Below are 21,936 nucleotides of genomic sequence, written 5' to 3' on the forward strand. Positions count from 1 at the left end.
TTCTAGATCCCGATTGCTTACGCTGGGTTTTGGGGGAACGCAAACATGGACAAAGTCATCGTCATCACCGGTGGCGGCCGCGGCATTGGTGCTGCCACCGCGTTGCTGGCTGCCAAACAGGGCTATCGGATCTGTATCAACTACCAGTCTGACGAGTCCGCTGCGCAAAGTGTGCTGGAGCAAGTCCGCGCGCTGGGCGCCCAAGCCATTGCGGTGCGCGCCGATGTCAGCATCGAAGATGAAGTGATCGCTCTGTTCCACCGCGTCGACACTGAACTGGGCCGGGTCACGGCACTGGTGAACAACGCCGGCACCGTCGGGCACAAGTCCCGGGTCGATGAAATGTCCGAATTCCGTATTCTCAGGATTCTCAAGACCAACGTCCTCGCGCCGATCCTCTGCGCCAAGCACGCGATCCTGCGCATGTCGCCCAAACACGGCGGCCAGGGTGGCAGCATCGTCAACGTGTCGTCGGTGGCCTCGCGTTTGGGCTCGCCCAACGAGTACGTGGATTACGCCGCGTCCAAAGGTGCGCTGGACAGCTTCACCATTGGCTTGTCCAAGGAAGTCGCGGGCGAGGGCATTCGCGTCAACGCCGTGCGGCCGGGGTTTATCTTCACCGACTTCCATGCACTGAGCGGGGATCCGGACCGGGTCAGCAAGCTTGAGTCGGCGATTCCGATGGCTCGCGGTGGAAGGCCGGATGAAGTGGCAGAGGCGATCGTGTGGTTGCTGTCGGACAAGGCTTCTTATGCGACCGGGACGTTTGTTGATCTCGGCGGTGGGCGTTAATTCATAGCTTTTGTATTGCCTGTACTGGCCTCTTCGCGAGCAAGCCCGCTCCCACAGTGGATCTTCAGTGGGCACAGGACCTGTGGGAGCGAGCCTGCTCGCGAAGACGATAGCCCTGACGACATCAATCTTTCAGAACGACCGCACAATCCGCCCCAACGTTTCCATCGCCTTCTCCGAATCCTCGGTCCACGGACTGCCGTAATTCAGCCGAATACAATTTCTGAACCGTTGCGTCGGCGAAAAAATCGGCCCCGGCGCAATGCTGATGCCCTGCGCCAAGGCCATCTGGAACAACTTCAGCGAATCCATCTGCGGCGGCAGCTCCAGCCACAAAAAGTAACCGCCGGCCGGTTGGCTGACGCGCGTCTGGGCCGGAAAGTAGCGGGCGATGGCGGCGAGCATGGCGCTTTGCTGTTCTTCCAGCGCATAACGCAATTTACGCAAATGCCGGTCGTAACCGCCGTGTTGCAGATAATCGGCGATGGCTGCCTGCGCGGGCATCGAGGCGCAGAGTGAGGTCATGAGTTTCAAGCGTTCGATCTTCTGCGCGTAGCGTCCGGCCGCCACCCATCCGATGCGATAACCGGGGGCGAGGCTTTTGGCGAACGAGCCGCAGTGCATCACCAGCCCTTCGGTATCAAACGCCTTGGCCGGTTTCGGCGCTTGTTGCCCGTAATACAGCTCGGCGTAGACGTCGTCTTCGATCAGCGGCACCTGATGGCGACGGAGCAATTCCACCAGTGCCTGTTTTTTCGCCTCGGGCATGGTTGCGCCCATCGGGTTCTGGAAGCTGGTCATGCACCAGCAGACTTTGATCGGATGGCGCTCTAGCGTCTGGGCCAGTACCCCGAGGTCAATGCCATCTCGAGGGTGCACCGGGATTTCCACGGCCTTGAGCTTCAACCGTTCGAGTATTTGCAGGCAGGCGTAGAACGCTGGTGCTTCAATCGCCACCAGATCGCCGGGCTCGGTGACCGCTTGCAGGCACAGGTTCAAGGCTTCGAGGGCGCCGTTGGTGATCAGCAGCTCTTCCATTGGCAACCTCAGCCCGCCGACCATGTAGCGCAGGGCAATTTGCCGACGCAATTGTGGGTTGCCCGGCGACATGTCGGTGACGACCATGCGCGGGTCCATCTCCCGGGAAGCGCTGGCCAGCGAGCGCGACAGACGCTGCAACGGGAACAGGGTCGGGCTGGGGAAGGCGGAGCCGAACGGGACGGTGTTTGGGTCCTTTATCGAGTCGAGCACCGAGAACACCAGTTCGCTGACGTCGACCTGGGTGGACTCGTTGACCTGGCTGCTGATCACCGGCTCCGAAAACGGGCTCGGTGCATGGACGTTGACGAAGTAGCCAGAGCGCGGCCGGGCGCGGATCAGGCCACGGCGTTCGAGCAGGTAGTAGGCCTGGAACACCGTGGAGGGGCTCACACCATAGGTCTGGCTGGCGTAGCGCACCGACGGCACGCGCTGGCCGGGGCCGAGGACACCGGAGCGAATCAGTTCAGCGATGTCGTCGGCGAATTTTTCGTAGCGTTTCATCGTGTGCCCGAGTTGGAGTTATTCGTGTGGTGCACCTTATGGTGAGGGGAAAGTTCCCTCGCCGTAAGAAACTGCTTTCCACAGGCCACCGCAGTCTAAGGGATCAACGATTCATCGGCGCAACAAACCGGCTGTTCGCTTCGCTATAAATACCCGGCTCATCGCTGTCTTCAATCTTGAACATGATCGTCTGCGAGCTACTGCTCGGCCGATCCGTGGTCATCGCCACCGACACCGGCACATCGACAATCTCGCCCGGCGCCAGGCTCAGTTGCGTTTTGCCTTGCAACTGGAAGCCGTCGCTATTGACGAGGCTCACATGATAATCCTGACGCAGTTGGGTCTTGTTGATCACTTTCAGGCTGTAGATGTTTTCGATCTGCCCCTGACTGTTTTCACGAAACAACCCACGGTCCTTGCTGACATCCAGCGAGACCATCGGCCGCTCCACCAATGCGAGGACGAGGGCGCCGATCATCACCAACAGCACCGCCGTATATCCGATCAGCCGTGGCCGCAGCAGGTGCGTCTTGCCCCCCTGCAACTGATGCTCGGAGGTGTAGCTGATCAGCCCACGGGCGTAGCCCATTTTGTCCATGATCGAGTCGCAAGCGTCGATGCACGCGGCACAACCGATGCACTCCATCTGCAAGCCGTCGCGGATGTCGATACCGGTCGGGCAGACCTGCACGCACAGCTGACAGTCGATGCAATCACCCAGCCCGACCTCGGTCGGTATCACCTCGCGTTTGCGCGGACCACGGTTTTCGCCGCGGGCCGCGTCATACGAAATGGTCAGGGTGTCTTTGTCGAACATCACGCTCTGGAATCGCGCATACGGACACATGTGCATGCACACGGCTTCGCGCAGCCAGCCGGCATTGATGTAAGTGGCACCGGTAAAGAACAGTACCCAGAACAGGCTGATGCCGCCCATTTGCCAAGTCAGCAGTTCTTCAGCCAGCGGCCGGATCGGGGTGAAATAGCCGACAAACGTCAGGCCGGTCAGCAGGCTGATTGCCAGCCACAGCGTGTGCTTGGCGCAACGGCGCAGCAGTTTATTCAAGCCCCACGGTGCGGCTTGCAGCTTGATGCGCTGGTTGCGCTCGCCTTCGGTGATTTTTTCGCACCACATGAAGATCCAGGTCCAGGAACTCTGCGGGCAGGTGTAACCGCACCAGACTCTGCCTGCGAACACGGTGATCGCAAACAGGCCGAACGCAGCGATGATCAGCAGCGCCGAAAGCAGGATGAAATCCTGCGGCCAGAAGGTCGCGCCAAAAATGTGGAATTTGCTTTCGGAAAGGTCCCAGAGCACCGCTTGGCGGTCGCCCCAGTTCAGCCACACCGTGCCGAAAAACAGCAAAAACAGAAATCCCGCACCGCTCAGTCGCAAGGTGCGGAACAGGCCGGTGAAGCTACGGGTGTGGATCAGGTTGTCGCTGGACCTGGCCTTCGTCTTTGCACGCGAAGGCTCAAACGTTTGCACTGCAGGGGCGCTTTCAACTAATCGGACGGGGATTCTATCGCTCATGGTCTGTCGCTCGTCAGCCTCCATCAGGCCAGCGCACTATGAGCGTCGATCTGTTTGCATAACAGACTCAGGTATTGCATAAAAAAGCGGATCAGATGAGCGCTGATCCGCGCTGTGCGACAACTTGAAGCACCCGCCCGGGCAGGACGCAGGGGCCTGTCTCAAGCCCGCGTCGGGTGTGGATCGACGTCAGTCAAATCACCGAATCACTGTCCGTGGCCTTCAAATGCCGGCGACCGTCCACTGCGCCTGCTACGGTCAGTGCATCGGCTTCTGCTTCGGTGATGTAGAGGCGCTGGCCGTTCACGTCGACCGCTGACATGGATTTTTCCGAGTCGGTGACGATGGTGACGTCTGGGCACAGGCGGATTTCCTCGCCGTTTTCGGTAGTGAAGAAGCAGGTCTCGTTTTCGATGCGCACGGTCATGGTGAGGTCCTTTTTTCTGCGGGTACTTAACCTTAGGGCGCACGCGTCGGTCATCGTTCGGTGCAACCGATTAATGGTCGGCGCGGTCCATCTCTAACAATCGGCTCAAGGAACGCAGCATGAACGCCTGGTGGCATGAGGTTTGGGTAACGCTGCAAGCGGAGTTCGCCGACATTGGTGACGCGTCCCAATTGACACGCATTACCGTGCGCCTGCTGATGGCGGCGGTGCTGGGTGGCATCCTCGGTTTCGAGCGCGAACACAAGGGCAAGGCCGCCGGGGTACGCACCCACATGCTGGTGGCCCTCGGTGCCGCATTGTTTGTGCTGGTACCGCAGATGTCTGGCTCCCAGGCCGATGCCATGAGCCGGGTGGTGCAAGGCGTGATCGCCGGCATCGGCTTCCTCGGCGCCGGCACGATCCTGAAAAACCAGGAAGGCGATGAAGGCCACGTCAAAGGCCTGACCACCGCCGCCGGGTTGTGGATGACCGCTGCTATCGGCGTATCGGCCGGCTTGGGCCGGGAGTCGACGGCGGTGGTCAGTACGTTGTTGGCGTTGGCGATTTTCAGCGTGATGCCAAAGATCGTGCGACTGTTTGAGAAGGATCAGACGCCGTAATTGTCATGATCAGGGCTTCACAATCACCGGCGGCATCGTGCTCGGCGGTTCTTCCCGAGGCGGCGGTTGGGTGCCGGGCGGTTCTTGTTCGGGCACAGGGTCCGGATCGATCGGTGGAATGACCGGGCTGTCGATGTTCGGGTCAGGTGTTTCGGCAGGGATTGGAATACTCATTATTCAAGCCTCCAGTGGCACATGGCGTAAGTCGTGCTTAAGTGGATTGACCTCCTGACGCGGGAATTGATTCCCCGCAAAACGTCAGGGCCATTCCCTCTGAACTTTTATCGCAGCCGGTGGCTCCCAACCTAAGTGAATCAATTCTGGGAACATCCGGTACAAGAGCGTCCATGGGGCGTAAAGGAGAGATGCTCGATGACTGCTGAAAAACCGACAGAGCTGAACTATAACCCTCACATGCCGCTGTCGCAGGCGTTGCTGCTACCGCGAATCGCGATTGAAAACACCCAGCCGACCCTCGATGGCGGACAGTTTGCCGTCAAAGCTGTGGTCGGTCAGGACGTGGTGGTGACCAGCAAAGTGTTTGCCGACGGTCACGACAAGCTGGCCGTGCGGGTGCGCTGGCGTGCCGAAGGCGACGACGTCTGGCAAAGCGTAGTCATGACGGAGCTGGGCAATAACGGTTGGCAAGCCCAGTTGCGCGTCGAGCGTCAGGGGCGCTACCTGTTTTGCATCGAAGCCTGGATCGATCAGTTCGCCAGCTTCTGTTATGAGCTGGAGAAGAAGCACGCGGCGCGAGTCCCGGTCAGTCTTGAGTTGCAGGAGGGGCGCACACAAGTCCAGCAGGCTGCCGAGCGCAGCGACGGCGAGTTGAGCGAACAACTGGCGGCGCTGCACCACGAATTGTCCGGCCTGCTCGAAAACGAGCAGGTGGCACTGTTTCTGCAGCAGCGTAGCGCCGAGCTGATGGCGCAGGCCGATCATCGTGCGTTTGTCAGTCTCAGCCCCGAGTTCCCGCTGGATGTCGAACGGGAGCTGGCACAGTTCGCCAGTTGGTATGAGTTGTTTCCGCGCTCGATCACAGACGATCCGGCCCGTCACGGCACCTTCAATGATGTGCACTCGCGGTTGCCGATGATTCAGGACATGGGCTTCGACGTGCTGTACTTTCCGCCGATCCATCCGATTGGCCGCAGTTTCCGTAAAGGCCCGAACAACTCCCTGACAGCAGGTCCCGACGATCCCGGCAGTCCCTATGCGATTGGCAGCGAAGAGGGCGGTCACGAGGCGATTCACTCAGAACTGGGGACCCGCGAAGACTTCCGCCGACTGATTGCAACCGCGGCGGACTACGGACTGGAAATCGCCCTCGACTTTGCCATTCAGTGTTCACAGGACCACCCATGGCTGCAGCAGCACCCAGGCTGGTTCAACTGGCGGCCGGACGGCACGATCAAATACGCCGAGAACCCGCCGAAGAAATACCAGGACATCGTCAACGTTGATTTCTATGCGGCCGAGGCGATTCCCAGTCTGTGGGTCGAACTGCGCGACATCGTGGTCGGTTGGGTCGAGGAGGGCGTGAAGATCTTTCGCGTCGACAACCCGCACACCAAACCGCTGCCGTTCTGGCAATGGCTGATTGCCGATGTTCGCGCGCTGCACCCCGAAGTGATTTTTCTCGCGGAAGCCTTCACCACGCCGGCGATGATGGCGCGGCTGGGCAAGGTCGGGTATTCGCAGAGCTACACCTATTTCACCTGGCGTAACACCAAGCATGAACTGGCGACGTATTTCACTGAGCTGAATGAATCGCCGTGGCGCGAATGCTACCGGCCGAACTTCTTCGTCAACACGCCGGACATCAATCCGTTCTTCCTGCATGAATCGGGGCGTGCCGGCTTTCTGATTCGAGCGGCGCTGGCGACCATGGGCTCTGGCTTGTGGGGCATGTATTCAGGCTTTGAACTCTGTGAGTCGGCGCCGATTCCGGGCAAAGAGGAGTACCTCGATTCCGAGAAATACGAGATTCGCCCACGGGATTTCAACGCGCCGGGCAACATCATTGCCGAGATCGCGCAGCTCAACCGTATCCGCCGGCAGAACCCGGCCCTGCATACGCACCTGGGCCTGAAGGTCTACAACGCGTGGAACGACAACATCTTGTATTTCGGCAAGCGCAGCGCGGACGGCAGTAACTTCATTCTGGTGGCGGTGAGCCTTGATCCGCATAACGTCCAGGAAGCGAATTTCGAATTGCCCCTGTGGGAAATGGGCTTGCCCGACGACGCCAGCACCCAGGGCGAAGACTTGATGAACGGGCATCGCTGGACCTGGTATGGCAAGTACCAGTTCATGCGCATCGATCCGGCGTATCAGCCGTTCGGCATCTGGCGAATCACTGTCTAGAACGCAAAACCCTGTGGGAGCGAGCTTGCTCGCGATAGCTGCCTATCAGTCGACCTGTATGTTGAATTTGAAGACGCCATCGCGAGCATGCTCACTCCCACAGGTAATCATTGAGTTTGAGGCGGGAGATCGGCTCAGCGGCTTTTCGAATTCAACAGGAGTTTCAAATGGCGAAGAAACCCAAGGCATCCACCTTCATCAAGGACCCGCTCTGGTACAAGGACGCGGTGATATACCAGGTTCACGTCAAATCATTTTTCGACTCCAACAACGACGGAATTGGCGACTTTCCCGGCCTGATCGCCAAACTCGACTACATCGCCGACCTTGGCGTCAATACCATCTGGCTGTTGCCGTTCTATCCATCACCCCGCCGTGACGACGGCTACGACATCGCCGAGTACCGGGGTGTTCACGCCGACTACGGCACGATGGCCGATGCGAGGCGCTTCATTTCCGAAGCCCATGAGCGCGGCTTGCGGGTGATTACCGAACTGGTCATCAACCACACCTCGGATCAGCACGCCTGGTTCCAGCGCGCCCGCAAGGCGAAACCCGGCTCGGCGGCGCGGGACTTCTACGTCTGGTCCGATGACGACCACAAGTACGACGGTACCCGCATCATTTTTCTCGACACCGAGAAATCCAACTGGACCTGGGACCCGGTGGCTGGCCAATACTTCTGGCACCGTTTCTATTCCCACCAGCCGGACCTGAACTTCGATAACCCGCAGGTCATGAAAGCCGTGCTCTCGGTGATGCGCTACTGGCTTGACATGGGCATCGACGGCTTGCGGCTGGACGCTATCCCGTACCTGATCGAGCGTGACGGCACCAACAACGAAAACCTCCCCGAAACCCATGACGTCCTCAAGCAGATCCGCGCCGAGATCGACGCCAATTACCCGGACCGCATGCTGCTGGCCGAAGCCAATCAGTGGCCGGAAGACACGCAACTGTACTTCGGCGACACCGATGCCGAGGGCTTGAACGGCGACGAGTGTCACATGGCTTTTCACTTCCCGTTGATGCCGCGCATGTACATGGCGCTGGCCCAGGAAGATCGCTTTCCGATCACCGACATCCTGCGCCAGACCCCGGAGATTCCGGCCAACTGTCAGTGGGCGATTTTTCTGCGCAACCACGATGAGCTGACCCTGGAAATGGTCACCGACAAGGAGCGCGATTACCTGTGGAATTACTACGCGGCCGATCGTCGGGCGCGGATCAACCTGGGCATTCGCCGCCGATTGGCGCCGCTGCTGGAGCGTGATCGACGTCGCGTAGAACTGCTCAACAGCCTGCTGCTGTCGATGCCCGGCACGCCGACCCTGTATTACGGCGATGAAATCGGCATGGGCGACAACATTTACCTCGGCGATCGCGATGGCGTGCGCACCCCGATGCAATGGTCGATCGACCGTAACGGCGGCTTCTCCCGTGCCGATCCGGCCAGCCTGGTGTTGCCACCGATCATGGACCCGCAATACGGCTACCTGTCAGTCAACGTCGAAACCCAGGCCGGCGATCCGCATTCGCTGCTCAACTGGACCCGACGCATGCTCGCGGTGCGCAAACAGTCCAAGGCGTTCGGGCGTGGCACGCTGAAAATGCTGTCGCCGAGCAACCGGCGGATTCTGGCCTACACCCGTGAATTCACCGGCGAGGATGGCAAGCACGAAATCATCCTCTGCGTGGCCAACGTCTCGCGCAGCGCGCAAGCGGCGGAACTTGACCTGTCGGCGTACGTCGGCATGGTGCCGGTGGAGATGCTCGGTGGTAATGCGTTCCCGCCGATTGGCCAGTTGAGTTTCCTCCTGACCCTGGCGCCTTACGGCTTCTATTGGTTCGGACTTGCTGCGGAAAATCAGATGCCGAACTGGCACGTGGAGCCGGCGCAAAGCCTGCCGGACTTCACCACCCTGGTGTTGAAGAAACGCATGGAAGAACTGCTCGAAACGCCGTCCCGTGGCACGCTGGAGCAAGGCATCCTGCCAAACTGGTTGCAGAACCGTCGCTGGTTTGCCGGCAAGGACGCAGCCATCGAACAGGTCAGCCTGGCTTACGGCGTGCGCTTCGGCGATCCATTGCACCCGGTGCTGTTGAGCGAAATCGAAGTTACCAGCGCGGGTCAGACTCACCGCTACCAGCTGCCATTCGGGTTTATGCCTGAAGATCAGGTCGGCGCAGCGCTGCCTCAACAGCTGGCGTTGTCCCGGGTGCGCCGGGGTCGCCAGGTGGGGTTGATCACCGACGCCTTCAGCCTCGAACCCTTTATCCATGCTGTGTTGGCTGGCATGCAGAACGATACGGTGTTGCCGTCGAGCGCCGGGGACATTCGTTTCGAACCGACCGCTGAGCTGGCGAAGCTGGGACTGACGGACGAGTCGCCAGTGCGGTATCTGTCCGCCGAGCAATCCAACAGTTCGGTGGTGATCGGCAACAGTCTGGTGCTCAAACTGATCCGAAAACTCGCGTCGGGCGTGCACCCGGAACTGGAAATGAGCGCCTATCTGACCAATGCCGGGTTTCAGAACATATCGCCACTGTTGGGCTCGGTGGTGCGCCGCGACGAACACGGCGAGGACACCTTGTTGATGATCGCCCAAGGCTATCTGAGCAATCAGGGCGATGCCTGGGAATGGACCCAGAACAACCTCGAACGCGCCCTGCGTGACGAGTTGGCTGATGCCATGTCCGAGCAGGAACAGCACTACAACGCCCTCGGCGAGTTGAGGGATTTTGCCGGCATGCTCGGCCAGCGACTGGGGGAAATGCATCAGGTTCTGGCCGCCCCGACCCAAGACAAAGACTTCGCACCGCAGGTGACCACGGCGAAAGAGGCATTGGCGTCGGCCAAGGACGTGGCGGCGCAATTGGAACACGCGCTGAAGTTGCTCAAACAGCATCAAAACCAACTGAACCCGGCGGACCAAGCCTTGGTCAGTCGTTTACTGGACAACAAAAAAGCCATCCTCGGCCACGTCCAGGAACTGGGCAAGAAAGCCGTTGGCGGCTTGCGCATCCGCGTCCACGGCGACTTGCACCTGGGTCAGGTGTTGGTGATCAAGGGCGATGCCTACTTGATCGATTTCGAGGGCGAACCGGCACGACCGCTGCATGAACGACGGGGCAAACACAGTCCGTACAAAGACGTCAGCGGCGTGTTGCGTTCTTTCGATTACGCTGCAGCGATGACGATCAATGTGCACAACGTCGACAACACCGACGAGGCCCAAGCCGCTCGTCAACGAGTCGCCGAGCGCTACTTGATTGAAGCAAAACAGGCATTTGTCGACGCTTATCGGCTGGCGGCAGCTAGTCTTGCTCATGCGTGGCAAGATCCGGAAGGCGAGGACGCCGCGCTGGCGTTGTTCGGTCTGGAGAAGGCGGCCTATGAAGTGGCGTATGAGGCCGAAAATCGACCCACTTGGCTGCCGGTGCCTTTGCACGGCTTGTATGGATTATTGAGTGGGCTTAAACCCTTTTCCGATCTTGGTGGAGAGTAGTCATGAGTTTCTCGAACAAGGAACAGGGTCACGCTAAAGAGGCGTTACTGCCCAGATCGCGGGACATCGACGCGCTGGTGCGCGCCGAGCATCACGACCCCTTTGCAATTCTCGGCCCCCATGGCGATGGCCACGGTGGACAATTCATTCGTGCCTATCTGCCGGACGCGTTGAGCGTGCAAGTGGTGGCCAGGGATTCCGGGGAAGAACTCGGCAACCTTGAAGCCACCCAGACACCGGGGCTGTTTGTCGGGCATTTCGATCGCGCCCAGGCGTACCTGTTGCGCACTCGGTGGGCTGGCGGCGAACAAGTCAGCGAAGACCCTTACAGCTTTGGCCCGCTGCTCGGCGAGATGGATTTGTACCTGTTTGCCGAAGGCAATCACCGCGACCTGAGCAGTTGCCTCGGCGCGCAGTTGAAGACAGTCGACGGCGTCGACGGCGTGCGTTTCGCCGTGTGGGCGCCCAACGCCAAGCGCGTGTCGGTGGTCGGTGATTTCAACAACTGGGACGGTCGGCGCCATCCCATGCGTCTGCGCCATCCGACCGGGGTCTGGGAGCTGTTCATCCCGCGCCTGCGAGCGGGCGAGGCGTATAAATACGAAATTCTTGGCAGCCACGGCATATTGCCGCTAAAGGCTGACCCGATGGCGCTGGCCACTACCTTGCCGCCAGACACGGCCTCCAAGGTTGCCTCACCGCTAAACATCGATTGGCAGGATCAGGCGTGGATGGAGTCGCGTGGCGAACGTCAGCGACCCGCGGCGCCGCTGTCGATCTACGAACTGCATGCCGGTTCCTGGCAATGTGAGCTCGACGATTTGGGCGAAGTCGCCCGCCAGTACACCTGGCATGAGTTGGGTGAGCGGCTGATTCCTTATGTGAAGGAACTGGGTTTCACCCACATCGAACTGATGCCGATCATGGAGCACCCGTTTGGCGGCTCGTGGGGTTATCAACTGCTGTCGCAATTCGCCCCAAGCGCCCGTTACGGTTCACCCGATGACTTTGCCGCGTTCGTCAACGCCTGCCACCAGGCGGAAATCGGCGTGATTCTCGATTGGGTGCCGGCGCATTTTCCAACCGATACCCACGGTCTGGCGCAATTCGACGGTACGGCGTTGTATGAATACGGCAACCCGCAGGAAGGTTTTCATCAGGACTGGGACACGCTGATCTACAACCTCGGTCGCACCGAAGTGCACGGTTACATGCTGGCCTCAGGGCTGCACTGGCTCAAGCATTTCCACGTCGATGGGCTGCGTGTCGATGCGGTGGCGTCGATGCTCTATCGCGATTACTCGCGCAAGGCCGGCGAATGGGTGCCGAACCGCCACGGCGGTCGGGAAAACCTCGAAGCCATCGACTTTTTGCGTCACCTCAACGATGTGGTAGCGCTGGAAGCGCCGGGTGCGCTGGTCATCGCCGAAGAGTCCACCGCGTGGCCGGGTGTCAGCCAGAGCACGCAACAGGGCGGCCTGGGCTTTGCCTACAAATGGAACATGGGCTGGATGCACGATTCGCTGCATTACATCCAGCAAGACCCGGTCTATCGCGCCCATCACCACAACGAATTGAGTTTTGGCCTGGTGTACGCCTGGTCCGAGCGGTTCATCCTGCCGATTTCCCATGATGAAGTGGTTCACGGCAAGCATTCGCTGATCGACAAGATGCCCGGCGACCGCTGGCAGAAGTTTGCCAACTTGCGCGCCTACCTGAGCTTCATGTGGACGCACCCGGGCAAGAAGCTATTGTTCATGGGCTGCGAGTTCGGCCAGTGGCGCGAGTGGAACCACGATCAGCAACTTGACTGGTACTTGCTGCAATACCCCGAACACAAAGGGGTGCAAAAACTGGTCGGCGATCTCAATCGCCTGTACCGCGAAGAGCCGGCGCTGCATGAGCAGGACGATGCACCGCAGGGCTTCCAGTGGCTGATCGGCGACGATGCGATCAACAGCGTCTATGCGTGGTTGCGCTGGAGCAAGGAGGGACGGCCGGTGCTGGTCGTGGCCAACTTCACCCCGGTGCCGCGTGAGGGCTATCGCGTCGGCGTACCGTTTGCCGGGCGCTGGACCGAAGTGATCAATAGCGATGCGGCGATGTATGCCGGTTCCAACTATGGCAACAGTGGCGGGGTGTTTGCCGAGGAGGCGCCGAGCCATGGGCAGGCACTGTCGCTGGTGTTGAATCTGCCACCGCTGGCGGTGTTGATCTTGCGGCCTGAGGGCTGATCTGACACCGAGTTGCTGCCTTCGCGAGCAAGCCCGCTCCCACATTTAACCGGGTTTTCCATGAGAATACGGTCGAATGCGGGAGCGGGGTTGCTCGCGAAGGGGCCAGTCAAGGCAGCAGACCGTTGAGGTGGAAACGATCACCACCGCATCCGCACCCCGAGACTCCCGATCAACCCATTCAAATCATTGTCATCCACATCACTGCTGTAATCCGCACTGACGTACAAACTCACCGCCGGCGTAACCCTGGCCACCAATCCCAATCCCACTTCAACCGTGGATGAATTGCGGCTACTGCTGATCTTGTCGACCTGGTCCAGGGTCACGGTATTGCCGGTGTACACGGTGTGCCACAAGTTGGTTCGCACGTAAGGTTCGACGCCCAGGCCATTGATGTCGTAACTGCCTTTCAATCGCGCACCGACCCGCCCGCTCCAGGATGTCAGGTCGCTGGACGACGCGTTCCCTGAGCCGGCATACGGCGTATCCAGTGTGATGCGTTGATTGATCAACTGCGCCTGGGGTTCGACGACCCAGTTCTCACTCAGGCCAATCGGAAAGCCACCTTCCACCGACAATGTCATCGCACTGCCTTCGGTGGCTTGTCGCGCACCCTGGTCATTGCGACTGAAGCCGTTGACCCGGCCGCCGCTGGCGGTCAAATCCACGTGCCAGCCTTGGGGGCCGGTCAGGCTCCAGTACGCACCGAGGCTCTGGCCTTGGAGGTTGAGTGTGTCGTGTTCGGGGTCGGCCAAGGCTGGACTGGTCAACAAACCGTTGCCATTGCCTTGTAGCCTGGTGGTGCCGCCGATGAGCCCGACCTGCTGGGTATGACCGCTACCACTTTGCAAGGTGAGTATCGCCGGCCCTTTGAATTCAGTGTTGCCCGGGATCGAAGATCCCTGTGACAGATAATCGGTCTGCGCCTGCCGCGAAGGCTTGCCGTAGACCTGGTCCCAGGTCGACGGTGCTTCGTCTTCGATGGTCAGGTGTGAACTTCGACTATCGGACGCGGCGCCGAAGTGACCGGGATAGAGCGAGGTGTAATGCGTGGTTGGCAAGGTGAGCGCCGGAACATCCTGGCGGTACCACGGAAGGGTTTCTTCCTCCGCGGGTGCCGCCTGGGCTTCCAGGGTCGAGCACAGCAGGATGGAGCTCGAGACAGTGCAAAAAGTGACTTTTATCTCTTGTTGAGTGAACGACGTTTTCATGGGGGTCTACCTTGCAATCGCATGCGGTATCTCGCTGTGGCGTCTCTCCTACCCCGAATGAGGGGCGGCCGAATGGATTGAGGGCAAACCGCTGGGCGCCCGGATTGGCGGGTGTCTGGGGGGATGCCCCCTGATGGTACTTCGGGGGTAGTAAGGTGTAGCTAAGAAGACCCTTGATAATGCGTCAAGAAAATGGCCGATAAGTGGTATTGGTATTTTAGGCGTTGCAAGTGACTGATTTATGGCGCAGATCTAAGCGTCTGTTTGTTCGAGAAAACGTCAAAAAAACTGCGAATCAGAGCTTTTACTCGGTTTCTGGAGGTGGACCTCCACCGCCAGCGGCAGGTGGTCCGACAGGTGGGTCCAAGGTTTATTGCCGAGGATTCGCGGTTCATGGCTGCTGGCATTGCGCAGGTAAATCCGGTCCAGGCGCAGTAATGGAAAACGCGCGGGATAGGTTTTCGCCGGTCGCCCGTTGTGGCGTTCGAACGCTTCGTGCAGGTAGTCACGACGGGCAAGGGCAGCATTGCCTTGCAACTGCCAGTCGTTGAAATCACCGGCGATGATCACCGGGGCATCGTCGGGCAGGGAGTCGAGCAGTTGGCAGAGGAGCTGCAACTGCAACTGACGATGACTTTCCAACAGGCTCAGATGTACGCAAATCGCATGCACTTCGGCGTGCCCTGGCACTTCCAGTACACAATGCAATAACCCGCGCCGTTCTGGTCCGGTGATCGATACATCAAGATTTCGAAACTCGCGGATCGGGTATTTCGACAGCAAGGCGTTGCCGTGGTGGCCATCAGGGTAGACCGCATTGCGGCCATAGGCGAAATCACTCCACATGCTGTCGGCGAGGAATTCGTATTGCGAGGTCTGCGGCCAATTGTAATAACGCGAAGAGTGCCGATCGTGTTCGCCGACCACTTCTTGCAGGAACACAAGATCCGCCGACGTGCTGCGCACCGCCTCGCGCAGTTCCGGAAGGATGAAACGCCGGTTGAGGGCGGTGAAACCCTTGTGAGTATTGACCGTCAGCACCCTCAGGCGATGAATCGCCGGGGACGGCTTGAGGGTGGTTCGCTGGTCGGGATCGCTGGTCACGTTGGCTCCTCTGAATCATGACTGCTTATGCATGCGACTGGTGCGGCGGCGGGCAGTTCAGAGTGATCGCGCTATCGCTGCGATTTTGTAGCAGGGTTATGCCGCGTCTCAGACGAAGACGATTTCATAGGGCAAGCGCATGCGATCCAGGATAATCCGGGGCAGCAGCGGCGCAATGCCGAGGGCTGGCTCGCCGTCGAGCTGGCTGGCGTAGGCGTGGGTGGCGTGGCTTTTGCGTGCGACGGTCCAGGTATCGAGGCGTACTTTGCGCGCCCGGTGCCAGGGCATCAGCCCCTGGTCGCGAGCCGGCCAGTGCCAGGCCCAGATCGGCAGTTCATGGAACGATGCGCCGACCAGGCTCGCCGCCGCGGCGCTGGCACGGCCGACGGCGTCGTGATCGGGCGTGCCGTCTTCGCGCCAAGTGCTGAACACCACGTCACCGGGACGTAAGTAGCGGGCGATGAACCGGGTCAGTTGCGTCTCGTATTCCGCCAGGACGTAATCAGTGAAGCCACCCCGAATCCATTTCAGGCTGTGCATCGGCAAACCGAGTCGGCGCAAGGCTTCGACGCTTTCCTGGCCGCGAAACACGCTCAGGCGCTTTTCCGACCATTGTTGTGAGCCCGGTTGAGTGGCGCTGCCATCAGTGACCGAGATCAATTGCAGGGGATGACCGAGGGTCGAGAGCAACTGCAACAGGCCGCCACAGGTGACCACTTCATCGCCGGGATGCGGCGCAATCACCACGGCGCGAGCGCCGGCGGGGACCAGGGTCTGGGTGTTGATGACGGGGATGTTGTCCAGTTGCAGCGCGCTGTTCCAGATTTGTGCTGGCTGGCTGCTGTCGATGATGGAGACGGATTTCATCGGGGCTACGTCCTTGTTCAGTTTGATAGCAATGTGCGACGTCTCCGTACCCTGGATTGTCGCGTGCTGAGTATTGCTCAAGTAATGCTATTCGTCGCGTGACGGTTTCATCTGAATCCGATTTTTTTAATCAATTCGTGCCAAATCGGATAGATAGTCGCCGAAACCACCCCGTGCGCGGCTGTCCAGGCGGGCGCTGGTGAGCACTTGCGGGCGATGGCTCCACGCAATTTTCGCGCCGCAGCGCTCCAGTTGTCGCACCAGTTGCACATCTTCATGGCAGGCCAGCGGTTCGAACCCGCCGGCGCGCCGATAGGCGTCGGCACTGATGCCCAGGTTGGCGCCGTGAATGTGCCGGTGGCCGTCACTGGCCTGGTAATGCTGGTGATAACGAATCTGTGCCGATTCGTCGAAAGACTCGTGCCACGCATCGACCGTGACCGTGCCGCACACTGCGTCTGCATCCAGGGACAACTGCGCCACCAGCCAATCCTGCGCCACACGGCTGTCGGCGTCGGAGCAGGAAATCCAGCGCACCCCCAATGCCAGCAGAAAACTGGCCCCGACCGCGCGTGCCTGGCCGACGTTGCGAGCCTCGATGGTCAGGCTGTGCACCGGGTAGCGCTGAACAATCTCGCCAGATCGATCGGTGCAACTGTCGAGCACCACCAGCACCGCGACGCTTTCACCGCGTAACAACTCGTGTTGCGCAGCGCCCAGTGCGGCTTGCAGGCAATCGGCGAGCAAGTCTTCTTCGTTGTGCGCGGGGATCAGAATGCCGATCATCGCAAGCCCTCAAGTGTCGCCACGGAGCGCGGTTCACGACTCCAGAGCTCCAGCAGGAAATCCGCTTCCTGATGCAAAACCAGACGCGCCAGCGGCAAGTGCTCGTGGAGCAAATCGTGCACCTGTCGCGCGTTCAACGGGCAGCCTTCGATGGGGGGGCGCCAGTGGCAGGCCAGCAGTTGACCGTCGGCGGTGAGGGACTGTTCGGCCCGCTGGATCAAGCGCTTCAAGTCTTCGGCATCGAGGTAGTAACCGATTTCGCTGAGCACGATCAGATCGAATTTTTCCTCCGGCCAATCACCAGGCAAGCGCGCGTGGCGCACTTCGGCATGGTCGAACGGGCCAAGGCGGGAGCGCGCCAACGCCGCGGCCGCGGCAGCGGTGTCGCAACACAGCAGGCGATCGCAACGACTGGCCAGTTGAACGCTCAGTTCACCATTGGCGCAACCGGGCTCAAAGATTGCGCGGTAATGCGCACGCGGCAGGGCGGCGAGGGTGATGGCGCGTTTGCGCTGCTCATACCAGCGCAGACGAAACGCCCACGGGTCATCGTTGCCGGCAAACAACCCGTCGAAATAACGATCGTCGACGCTCATAGAAACACCACCTCGAACGGCTGCAGCAGTCGCTCCAGCACATAGGGCGCCAGCACCGGTGGCAAGCCGATCTGCGGATCGCCTTCCAACTGGCTGGCGAAGGCATGAATTGCATGGCGTTTACGCGCTATCAGCGGCGGCGTCAGGAGGATTTTTCGTGCCCGGTGCCACGGTACGAACGCGTCTTCCGGCGTTGCCCAGTGCCAGGTCCATACGGGCAGTTCATGCAGGGTCGCACCGACGCGGGTGGCGGCGGTGGCACTGGCTCGCCCCACGGCTTCATGATCGCAATGGCCGTCTTCGCGCCACGTCGTGAACACCACATCGTTGGGGCGCAGATGCTGTGCGATGAACGCGCTCAGCTCGGTTTCGCGTGCGGCCACCTGACTGTCGCTGAAACCGCCGCGCAGCCATTTCAACTGGTGCAGCGGCAAACCGAGACGACGCAGCGCTTCAGCCGATTCCTGCGGTCGCACGGCGCTCAGGCGTTCCACGGGCCAGCGGGTGGAACCGGGATGGCTGGCGCTGCCATCGGTGACCGAAATCAGTTGCAGCGAACGACCCGCCGCCGCAAGCACCTGCAGGAACCCTCCGCAACCGAGCACTTCGTCATCCGGGTGCGGCGCGATGATCACCGCGCGGGCGCCTTCGGGCACCAGGCTGAGAATGTCGATCACCGGCAATTGCGCCAGATGACGGGAGGTTTGCCACAGGCGCAGGGGCGTGCCGTGACCGACAATGGGATTGGTTTTCATAGCGTCCATGTTCCGTTGAGCGACTGTTGGCCCAGCGCGGCGAGGTCCCGCTCGGCATGGCTTTGACGCAAGAATACTGGCAGGTCGGCGATCAGTCGGGCGAATTGCCGGTCCTTGCAATAAGGCCCGGCACCGAGGGCGTGGCCGACATGGAAAATCACCTGTTCGGCGGTCTGTTCAACCACCGCACGGGCACGGCGGGCGAGCAATTCGGCGTTGTCCTGCGGCGAGTGATCGATGGCCAGGGCGCCGGCGCGCAACACCTGTGCTGCGGCGTGCAGGGCGCTGTCGACCGCGCCGAGGTGGGCGAGGGCGTGAGGTTCTTCTCGTTGCGCGCATTGCGTGCGCAGGCGTTCGGCGAGGCTGTGTGCGGCGCCGTACCAGCAGGCGGCAATGCCGATTCCGCCCTGCCAGAAACCCGGCCGTTGCAAGTAATCGCCAGGGTGGCCAATGAGCTGCGCTTCAGCGCCGTCGAACAACACTTCGACGCTGCCGGTGGCGCCCATGCCGACGGCTTGCCAGTCTTGCTCCGTCACTTTGACGCCGGATTGATCCAACGCCACCGCGACCAATTGCTGGCAGTCGTTTTCGTCCCACGCGGTGATCAAGGCATGACTCAACACCGCCGCGCCCGAACACCAGGCTTTGCGCCCATCCAGCCTTACGCTCAAACCTTGCCGACTGACCCGAACCCGCGCATTCGGCGGTTCGGCGGCCCACATGCCCCACGTGCTGCCAGACGTGGGCTCGCCACCCAGTTGCGCCATGATGGCCAACGCATCCGTGTGACCTTCGTACAACTTGCACAGCCCCAGATCATGCCCGCCGACCTCGGCCAAACGCTGAAAGCGCTCCAGCGTCCGGCCACTTCCCGGCAGTGGAAGCTGGTCCAGTCCAGCTTCCACCAGCCTCCGCAGGCAACCACCTAACGCCTGAGTGTCAGCGTAATCCGCGGATTGCCGAGTGAGAAACGCCTGAAGGTCCATTTCACTCTTCTTCCTCATGCTGCAATTCGAACAACAGCAGCGAACGGCCGGTCACCGAATATTCGTGGCCGATTTCAAAGCGTTCCTGGCCACGAATCGAGGGTTGGTTGGTGTCGATCATGCAGGTCCAGAATCCGCCGTCCGGCACTTCCGGCAACGTGAAATTGACGATGTCGTGGTGCGCGTTGACCACCAGCAACAACGTCGCGTCGGCGCCTTTACGGCGGATGCCGGTTTCCTGCGCGCGGCCATCGAGCAAGATGCCGAGGCAACGACCGTGGGCCTCGCCCCATTGTTCCTGAGACATTTCACTGCCGTCCGGCGCGAGCCAGGTCACGTCTTTGACCCCTATATCCTCGTTGTAATTGCCGACCAGGAAGCGCCCGCGACGCAGGATCGGATACGCCAGGCGCAACTTGATCAGGCGTTTGACGAACTTGAGCAGGGCCTTGCCGTCCTCGCTGAAATCCCAGTTGACCCAGCCGATCTCGCTGTCCTGGCAGTAGGCATTGTTGTTGCCTTCCTGAGTCCGGGCGAATTCGTCGCCGGCCACCAGCATCGGCGTGCCTTGGGACAGCAACAGCGTGGCGAAGAAGTTGCGCATTTGCCGGTGGCGCAGTTCGTTGATCTCGGGGTCGTCGGTCGGGCCTTCGACGCCATGGTTCCACGACAGGTTGTTGTTGCTGCCGTCCTGATTGTTCTCGTCGTTGGCTTCGTTGTGTTTGTCGTTGTACGACACCAGGTCGTTGAGGGTGAAGCCGTCGTGGGCGGTGATGAAATTCAACGAGGCATAAGGCCGGCGACCGCGCTGGTTGAACATCTCGCCGGAGGCGGTCATGCGGCTGGCGAAATCGGCGAGTTGGCCGTCATCACCTTTCCAGAACGCGCGCACGGTGTCGCGGAACTTGTCGTTCCATTCCACCCAGCCTGGCGGGAAGTTGCCGACCTGATAGCCACCGGGGCCACAATCCCACGGTTCGGCAATCATCTTCACCTGGCGCAGCACCGGGTCCTGACGACAGGCTACGAGGAAGCTGTGACGTTCATCGAAACCGTCGTGGTAGCGTCCGAGAATGGTCGCCAGGTCGAAGCGGAAACCGTCGACGTGCATTTCTGTCGCCCAGTAACGCAAAGAGTCGGTGACCATTTGCAGGACGCACGGATGGCTCAGGTCCAGGGTGTTGCCGGTCCCGGAATCGTTGATGTAGAAGCGTTTGTCGTCGGGCATCAAGCGGTAGTACGAGGCGTTGTCGATGCCGCGCATGGACAGGGTCGGGCCTTGCTCGTTGCCCTCGGCGGTGTGGTTGTAGACCACGTCAAGGATCACTTCCAGATTGGCTTCGTGCAGGTGCGCAACCATTTCCTTGAACTCGGCAATCTTGCCACTGGCCAGATACCGCGGGTCCGGAGCGAAGAAGGCGATGCTGTTGTAGCCCCAATAATTGGTCATGCCTTTGTGCAGCAGGTGCTGGTCATTGACGAACGCGTGGATCGGCAACAATTCAACCGACGACACGCCGAGCTTGCGGATGTGTTCCAGCACGTCATCGACCATCAACCCGGCGAAGGTACCGCGCACGTTCTCGGGGACGGAAGGGTGACGCATGCTGATGCCGCGCACGTGGGTTTCGTAAATGATGGTTTTGTCCCACGGTACGCTCACGCGATGGTCGTGGCCCCAGGTGTGCGCCGGGTCAATGACTTTGCATTTGGGCACGAAGGGCGCGCTGTCGCGTTCATCGAAACTGAGGTCGGCGTCGGGGTGGCCGATGGTGTAGCCGAACAACGCTTCAGACCATTTCAATTGGCCGACCAATTGCTTGGCGTAAGGGTCGATCAGCAATTTGTTGGGGTTGAAACGATGACCGTTGGCCGGGTCATACGGGCCGTACACGCGATAGCCATAGATCAGGCCCGGATGGGCATCAGGCAAATAGCCGTGGTAGATCTCATCGGTGTATTCGGGCAGTTCGATCCGTTCAAGTTCCACTTCGCCGGCGTCGTCGAAGATGCACAATTCGACGCGGGTGGCGTTGGCGGAAAACAAGGCAAAGTTGACCCCCAGGCCATCCCAGGTTGCGCCCAGCGGGAAGGGCAAGCCTTCACGGATTCGCGACGCCTCGGCGTGAGGTTCTGGCGCGGTTTTTTTTGGCGTGGTCATAAGTGCTCCTGCAAGGAAGGATCAAGTGTTTTTCGAGGGCGAACGCGCCCTCAATGGCGAGCGAACTCGCCACGTTTTCGATCAGGACAATTCGCTCGGAGCGTCAGGTGATCGGTGGTTTTTTCGCCACGCGAGGTTTCTTCTCGACGGCTTTCTCACCCGGCGGGATCACTTTCGACGCCGCTGCGGGTTTGGCCTTCGCCTTCGGTTTGGCTTCGCTGGCTTTACCGTCCAGTGCGCCATTAGCCTTGGCGGCTGTCGGTTTGGCGGCGGCTTTGCTACCACTGGCTTTCGGCGATTTCTTCGGTGCCAGGGCCTCCGCTTCGGCCAGTTTGCGCGCCATCTCCCAGTGTCGCGCCTCATGGCCCTCGGGTTTCCCCTCAGATTCCCAGATCTGATAGGCAAATTCGCGAACGCGTTTATCGTCGGTACTCATCGCAAT

18 protein-coding genes are annotated in these 21,936 nt (G+C 60.3%); 5 read left to right on the forward strand and 13 right to left on the reverse strand.

Features of this window, described 5'->3' with window-relative positions:
• Positions 1–45: 45 nt before the first annotated feature.
• Positions 46–792, forward strand: a complete 747-nt coding sequence (locus tag NL116_RS14050) for an SDR family oxidoreductase (RefSeq protein WP_494377686.1) — start codon at positions 46–48, stop codon at positions 790–792.
• A 132-nt stretch (positions 793–924) separates the two neighbouring features.
• Here the strand turns inward: NL116_RS14050 and mapR are convergent, their stop codons facing one another.
• The 3 genes from mapR to NL116_RS14065 form a co-directional block, all read right to left on the reverse strand.
• Entirely contained in the window at positions 925–2,334 is a 1,410-nt protein-coding gene (gene mapR, locus NL116_RS14055) for a GntR family transcriptional regulator MpaR (protein WP_494377687.1), read from the reverse strand.
• Between the two features lie 103 nt (positions 2,335–2,437).
• The gene (ccoG, locus tag NL116_RS14060; RefSeq protein WP_494377688.1) at positions 2,438–3,868 is read right to left on the reverse strand and encodes a cytochrome c oxidase accessory protein CcoG; all 1,431 of its coding nucleotides are present in this window, start codon (positions 3,866–3,868) and stop codon (positions 2,438–2,440) included.
• 193 nt (positions 3,869–4,061) lie between these two features.
• Positions 4,062–4,295, reverse strand: a complete 234-nt coding sequence (locus NL116_RS14065; RefSeq protein WP_494377689.1) for a DUF3203 family protein — start codon at positions 4,293–4,295, stop codon at positions 4,062–4,064.
• 119 nt (positions 4,296–4,414) lie between these two features.
• On the opposite strand from NL116_RS14065, the gene NL116_RS14070 reads away from it, so the two are divergent.
• Positions 4,415–4,915, forward strand: a complete 501-nt coding sequence (locus NL116_RS14070; RefSeq protein ID WP_494377690.1) for an MgtC/SapB family protein — start codon at positions 4,415–4,417, stop codon at positions 4,913–4,915.
• Between the two features lie 9 nt (positions 4,916–4,924).
• On the opposite strand, the gene NL116_RS14075 is transcribed toward NL116_RS14070, so the two are convergent.
• Positions 4,925–5,089: a hypothetical protein gene (locus NL116_RS14075; RefSeq protein ID WP_494377691.1), complete on the reverse strand. Its 165-nt coding sequence runs from the start codon at positions 5,087–5,089 to the stop codon at positions 4,925–4,927.
• A gap of 198 nt (positions 5,090–5,287) precedes the next feature.
• Between NL116_RS14075 and NL116_RS14080 the strand changes: the two genes are divergently transcribed.
• The 3 genes from NL116_RS14080 (at position 5,288) to glgB (ending at position 13,025) form a co-directional block, all read left to right on the forward strand.
• Positions 5,288–7,282 carry an alpha-1,4-glucan--maltose-1-phosphate maltosyltransferase gene (locus NL116_RS14080; RefSeq protein WP_494377692.1) on the forward strand — a complete coding sequence of 665 codons (1,995 nt, stop codon included), beginning with the start codon at positions 5,288–5,290 and terminating at the stop codon, positions 7,280–7,282.
• Positions 7,283–7,449: 167 nt separating this feature from the next.
• Complete coding sequence (treS, locus tag NL116_RS14085) at positions 7,450–10,791, forward strand: maltose alpha-D-glucosyltransferase (RefSeq protein ID WP_494377693.1); 3,342 nt, start codon at positions 7,450–7,452, stop codon at positions 10,789–10,791.
• 2 nt (positions 10,792–10,793) lie between these two features.
• On the forward strand, positions 10,794–13,025 hold the full coding sequence (gene glgB, locus NL116_RS14090) for a 1,4-alpha-glucan branching protein GlgB (RefSeq protein WP_494377694.1): 2,232 nt from the start codon (positions 10,794–10,796) through the stop codon (positions 13,023–13,025).
• Positions 13,026–13,165: 140 nt separating this feature from the next.
• On the opposite strand, the gene NL116_RS14095 is transcribed toward glgB, so the two are convergent.
• The 9 genes from NL116_RS14095 to NL116_RS14135 form a co-directional block, all read right to left on the reverse strand.
• A complete protein-coding gene (locus NL116_RS14095; RefSeq protein ID WP_494377695.1) occupies positions 13,166–14,239 on the reverse strand; it encodes an autotransporter domain-containing protein in 1,074 nt (357 codons plus the stop codon).
• A 279-nt stretch (positions 14,240–14,518) separates the two neighbouring features.
• Positions 14,519–15,343 carry an endonuclease/exonuclease/phosphatase family protein gene (locus NL116_RS14100; protein WP_494377696.1) on the reverse strand — a complete coding sequence of 275 codons (825 nt, stop codon included), beginning with the start codon at positions 15,341–15,343 and terminating at the stop codon, positions 14,519–14,521.
• Positions 15,344–15,451: 108 nt separating this feature from the next.
• Entirely contained in the window at positions 15,452–16,210 is a 759-nt protein-coding gene (locus NL116_RS14105) for a PIG-L deacetylase family protein (RefSeq protein ID WP_494377697.1), read from the reverse strand.
• Between the two features lie 126 nt (positions 16,211–16,336).
• Positions 16,337–16,996: a glycosyltransferase family 2 protein gene (locus tag NL116_RS14110; protein WP_494377698.1), complete on the reverse strand. Its 660-nt coding sequence runs from the start codon at positions 16,994–16,996 to the stop codon at positions 16,337–16,339.
• Positions 16,993–17,592, reverse strand: coding sequence for an SAM-dependent methyltransferase (locus NL116_RS14115; RefSeq protein WP_494377699.1), 600 nt, complete (start codon positions 17,590–17,592; stop codon positions 16,993–16,995). The genes NL116_RS14110 and NL116_RS14115 overlap by 4 nt, the downstream gene beginning before the upstream one ends.
• Positions 17,589–18,347, reverse strand: coding sequence for a PIG-L deacetylase family protein (locus tag NL116_RS14120; protein WP_494377700.1), 759 nt, complete (start codon positions 18,345–18,347; stop codon positions 17,589–17,591). The genes NL116_RS14115 and NL116_RS14120 overlap by 4 nt, the downstream gene beginning before the upstream one ends.
• Positions 18,344–19,333: an acyl-CoA dehydrogenase family protein gene (locus NL116_RS14125; protein WP_494378062.1), complete on the reverse strand. Its 990-nt coding sequence runs from the start codon at positions 19,331–19,333 to the stop codon at positions 18,344–18,346. Before NL116_RS14125 ends, NL116_RS14120 begins: the two co-directional genes overlap by 4 nt.
• Before the next feature lies 1 nt (position 19,334).
• Positions 19,335–21,494: a glycogen debranching protein GlgX gene (glgX, locus tag NL116_RS14130; protein WP_494377701.1), complete on the reverse strand. Its 2,160-nt coding sequence runs from the start codon at positions 21,492–21,494 to the stop codon at positions 19,335–19,337.
• A gap of 103 nt (positions 21,495–21,597) precedes the next feature.
• Positions 21,598–21,930, reverse strand: a complete 333-nt coding sequence (locus tag NL116_RS14135; protein WP_494377702.1) for a DUF2934 domain-containing protein — start codon at positions 21,928–21,930, stop codon at positions 21,598–21,600.
• Between the last annotated feature and the right edge of the window lie 6 nt (positions 21,931–21,936).

The sequence above is a fragment of the Pseudomonas sp. FBCC-B1667 genome, assembly GCF_059133255.1.

What these genes read in the sequence shown, in the direction of transcription:
- mapR (WP_494377687.1), bottom strand. Translation starts at nt 2,334, where the DNA reads ATGAAACGCTACGAAAAATTCGCCGACGACATCGCTGAACTGATTCGC.
- NL116_RS14120 (WP_494377700.1), bottom strand. Translation starts at nt 18,347, where the DNA reads ATGAAAACCAATCCCATTGTCGGTCACGGCACGCCCCTGCGCCTGTGG.
- NL116_RS14050 (WP_494377686.1), top strand. Translation starts at nt 46, where the DNA reads ATGGACAAAGTCATCGTCATCACCGGTGGCGGCCGCGGCATTGGTGCT.
- glgB (WP_494377694.1), top strand. Translation starts at nt 10,794, where the DNA reads ATGAGTTTCTCGAACAAGGAACAGGGTCACGCTAAAGAGGCGTTACTG.
- treS (WP_494377693.1), top strand. Translation starts at nt 7,450, where the DNA reads ATGGCGAAGAAACCCAAGGCATCCACCTTCATCAAGGACCCGCTCTGG.
- NL116_RS14075 (WP_494377691.1), bottom strand. Translation starts at nt 5,089, where the DNA reads ATGAGTATTCCAATCCCTGCCGAAACACCTGACCCGAACATCGACAGC.
- NL116_RS14115 (WP_494377699.1), bottom strand. Translation starts at nt 17,592, where the DNA reads ATGAGCGTCGACGATCGTTATTTCGACGGGTTGTTTGCCGGCAACGAT.
- NL116_RS14110 (WP_494377698.1), bottom strand. Translation starts at nt 16,996, where the DNA reads ATGATCGGCATTCTGATCCCCGCGCACAACGAAGAAGACTTGCTCGCC.
- NL116_RS14125 (WP_494378062.1), bottom strand. Translation starts at nt 19,333, where the DNA reads ATGGACCTTCAGGCGTTTCTCACTCGGCAATCCGCGGATTACGCTGAC.
- ccoG (WP_494377688.1), bottom strand. Translation starts at nt 3,868, where the DNA reads ATGAGCGATAGAATCCCCGTCCGATTAGTTGAAAGCGCCCCTGCAGTG.
- NL116_RS14080 (WP_494377692.1), top strand. Translation starts at nt 5,288, where the DNA reads ATGACTGCTGAAAAACCGACAGAGCTGAACTATAACCCTCACATGCCG.
- NL116_RS14105 (WP_494377697.1), bottom strand. Translation starts at nt 16,210, where the DNA reads ATGAAATCCGTCTCCATCATCGACAGCAGCCAGCCAGCACAAATCTGG.
- NL116_RS14095 (WP_494377695.1), bottom strand. Translation starts at nt 14,239, where the DNA reads ATGAAAACGTCGTTCACTCAACAAGAGATAAAAGTCACTTTTTGCACT.
- NL116_RS14135 (WP_494377702.1), bottom strand. Translation starts at nt 21,930, where the DNA reads ATGAGTACCGACGATAAACGCGTTCGCGAATTTGCCTATCAGATCTGG.
- NL116_RS14070 (WP_494377690.1), top strand. Translation starts at nt 4,415, where the DNA reads ATGAACGCCTGGTGGCATGAGGTTTGGGTAACGCTGCAAGCGGAGTTC.
- NL116_RS14065 (WP_494377689.1), bottom strand. Translation starts at nt 4,295, where the DNA reads ATGACCGTGCGCATCGAAAACGAGACCTGCTTCTTCACTACCGAAAAC.
- glgX (WP_494377701.1), bottom strand. Translation starts at nt 21,494, where the DNA reads ATGACCACGCCAAAAAAAACCGCGCCAGAACCTCACGCCGAGGCGTCG.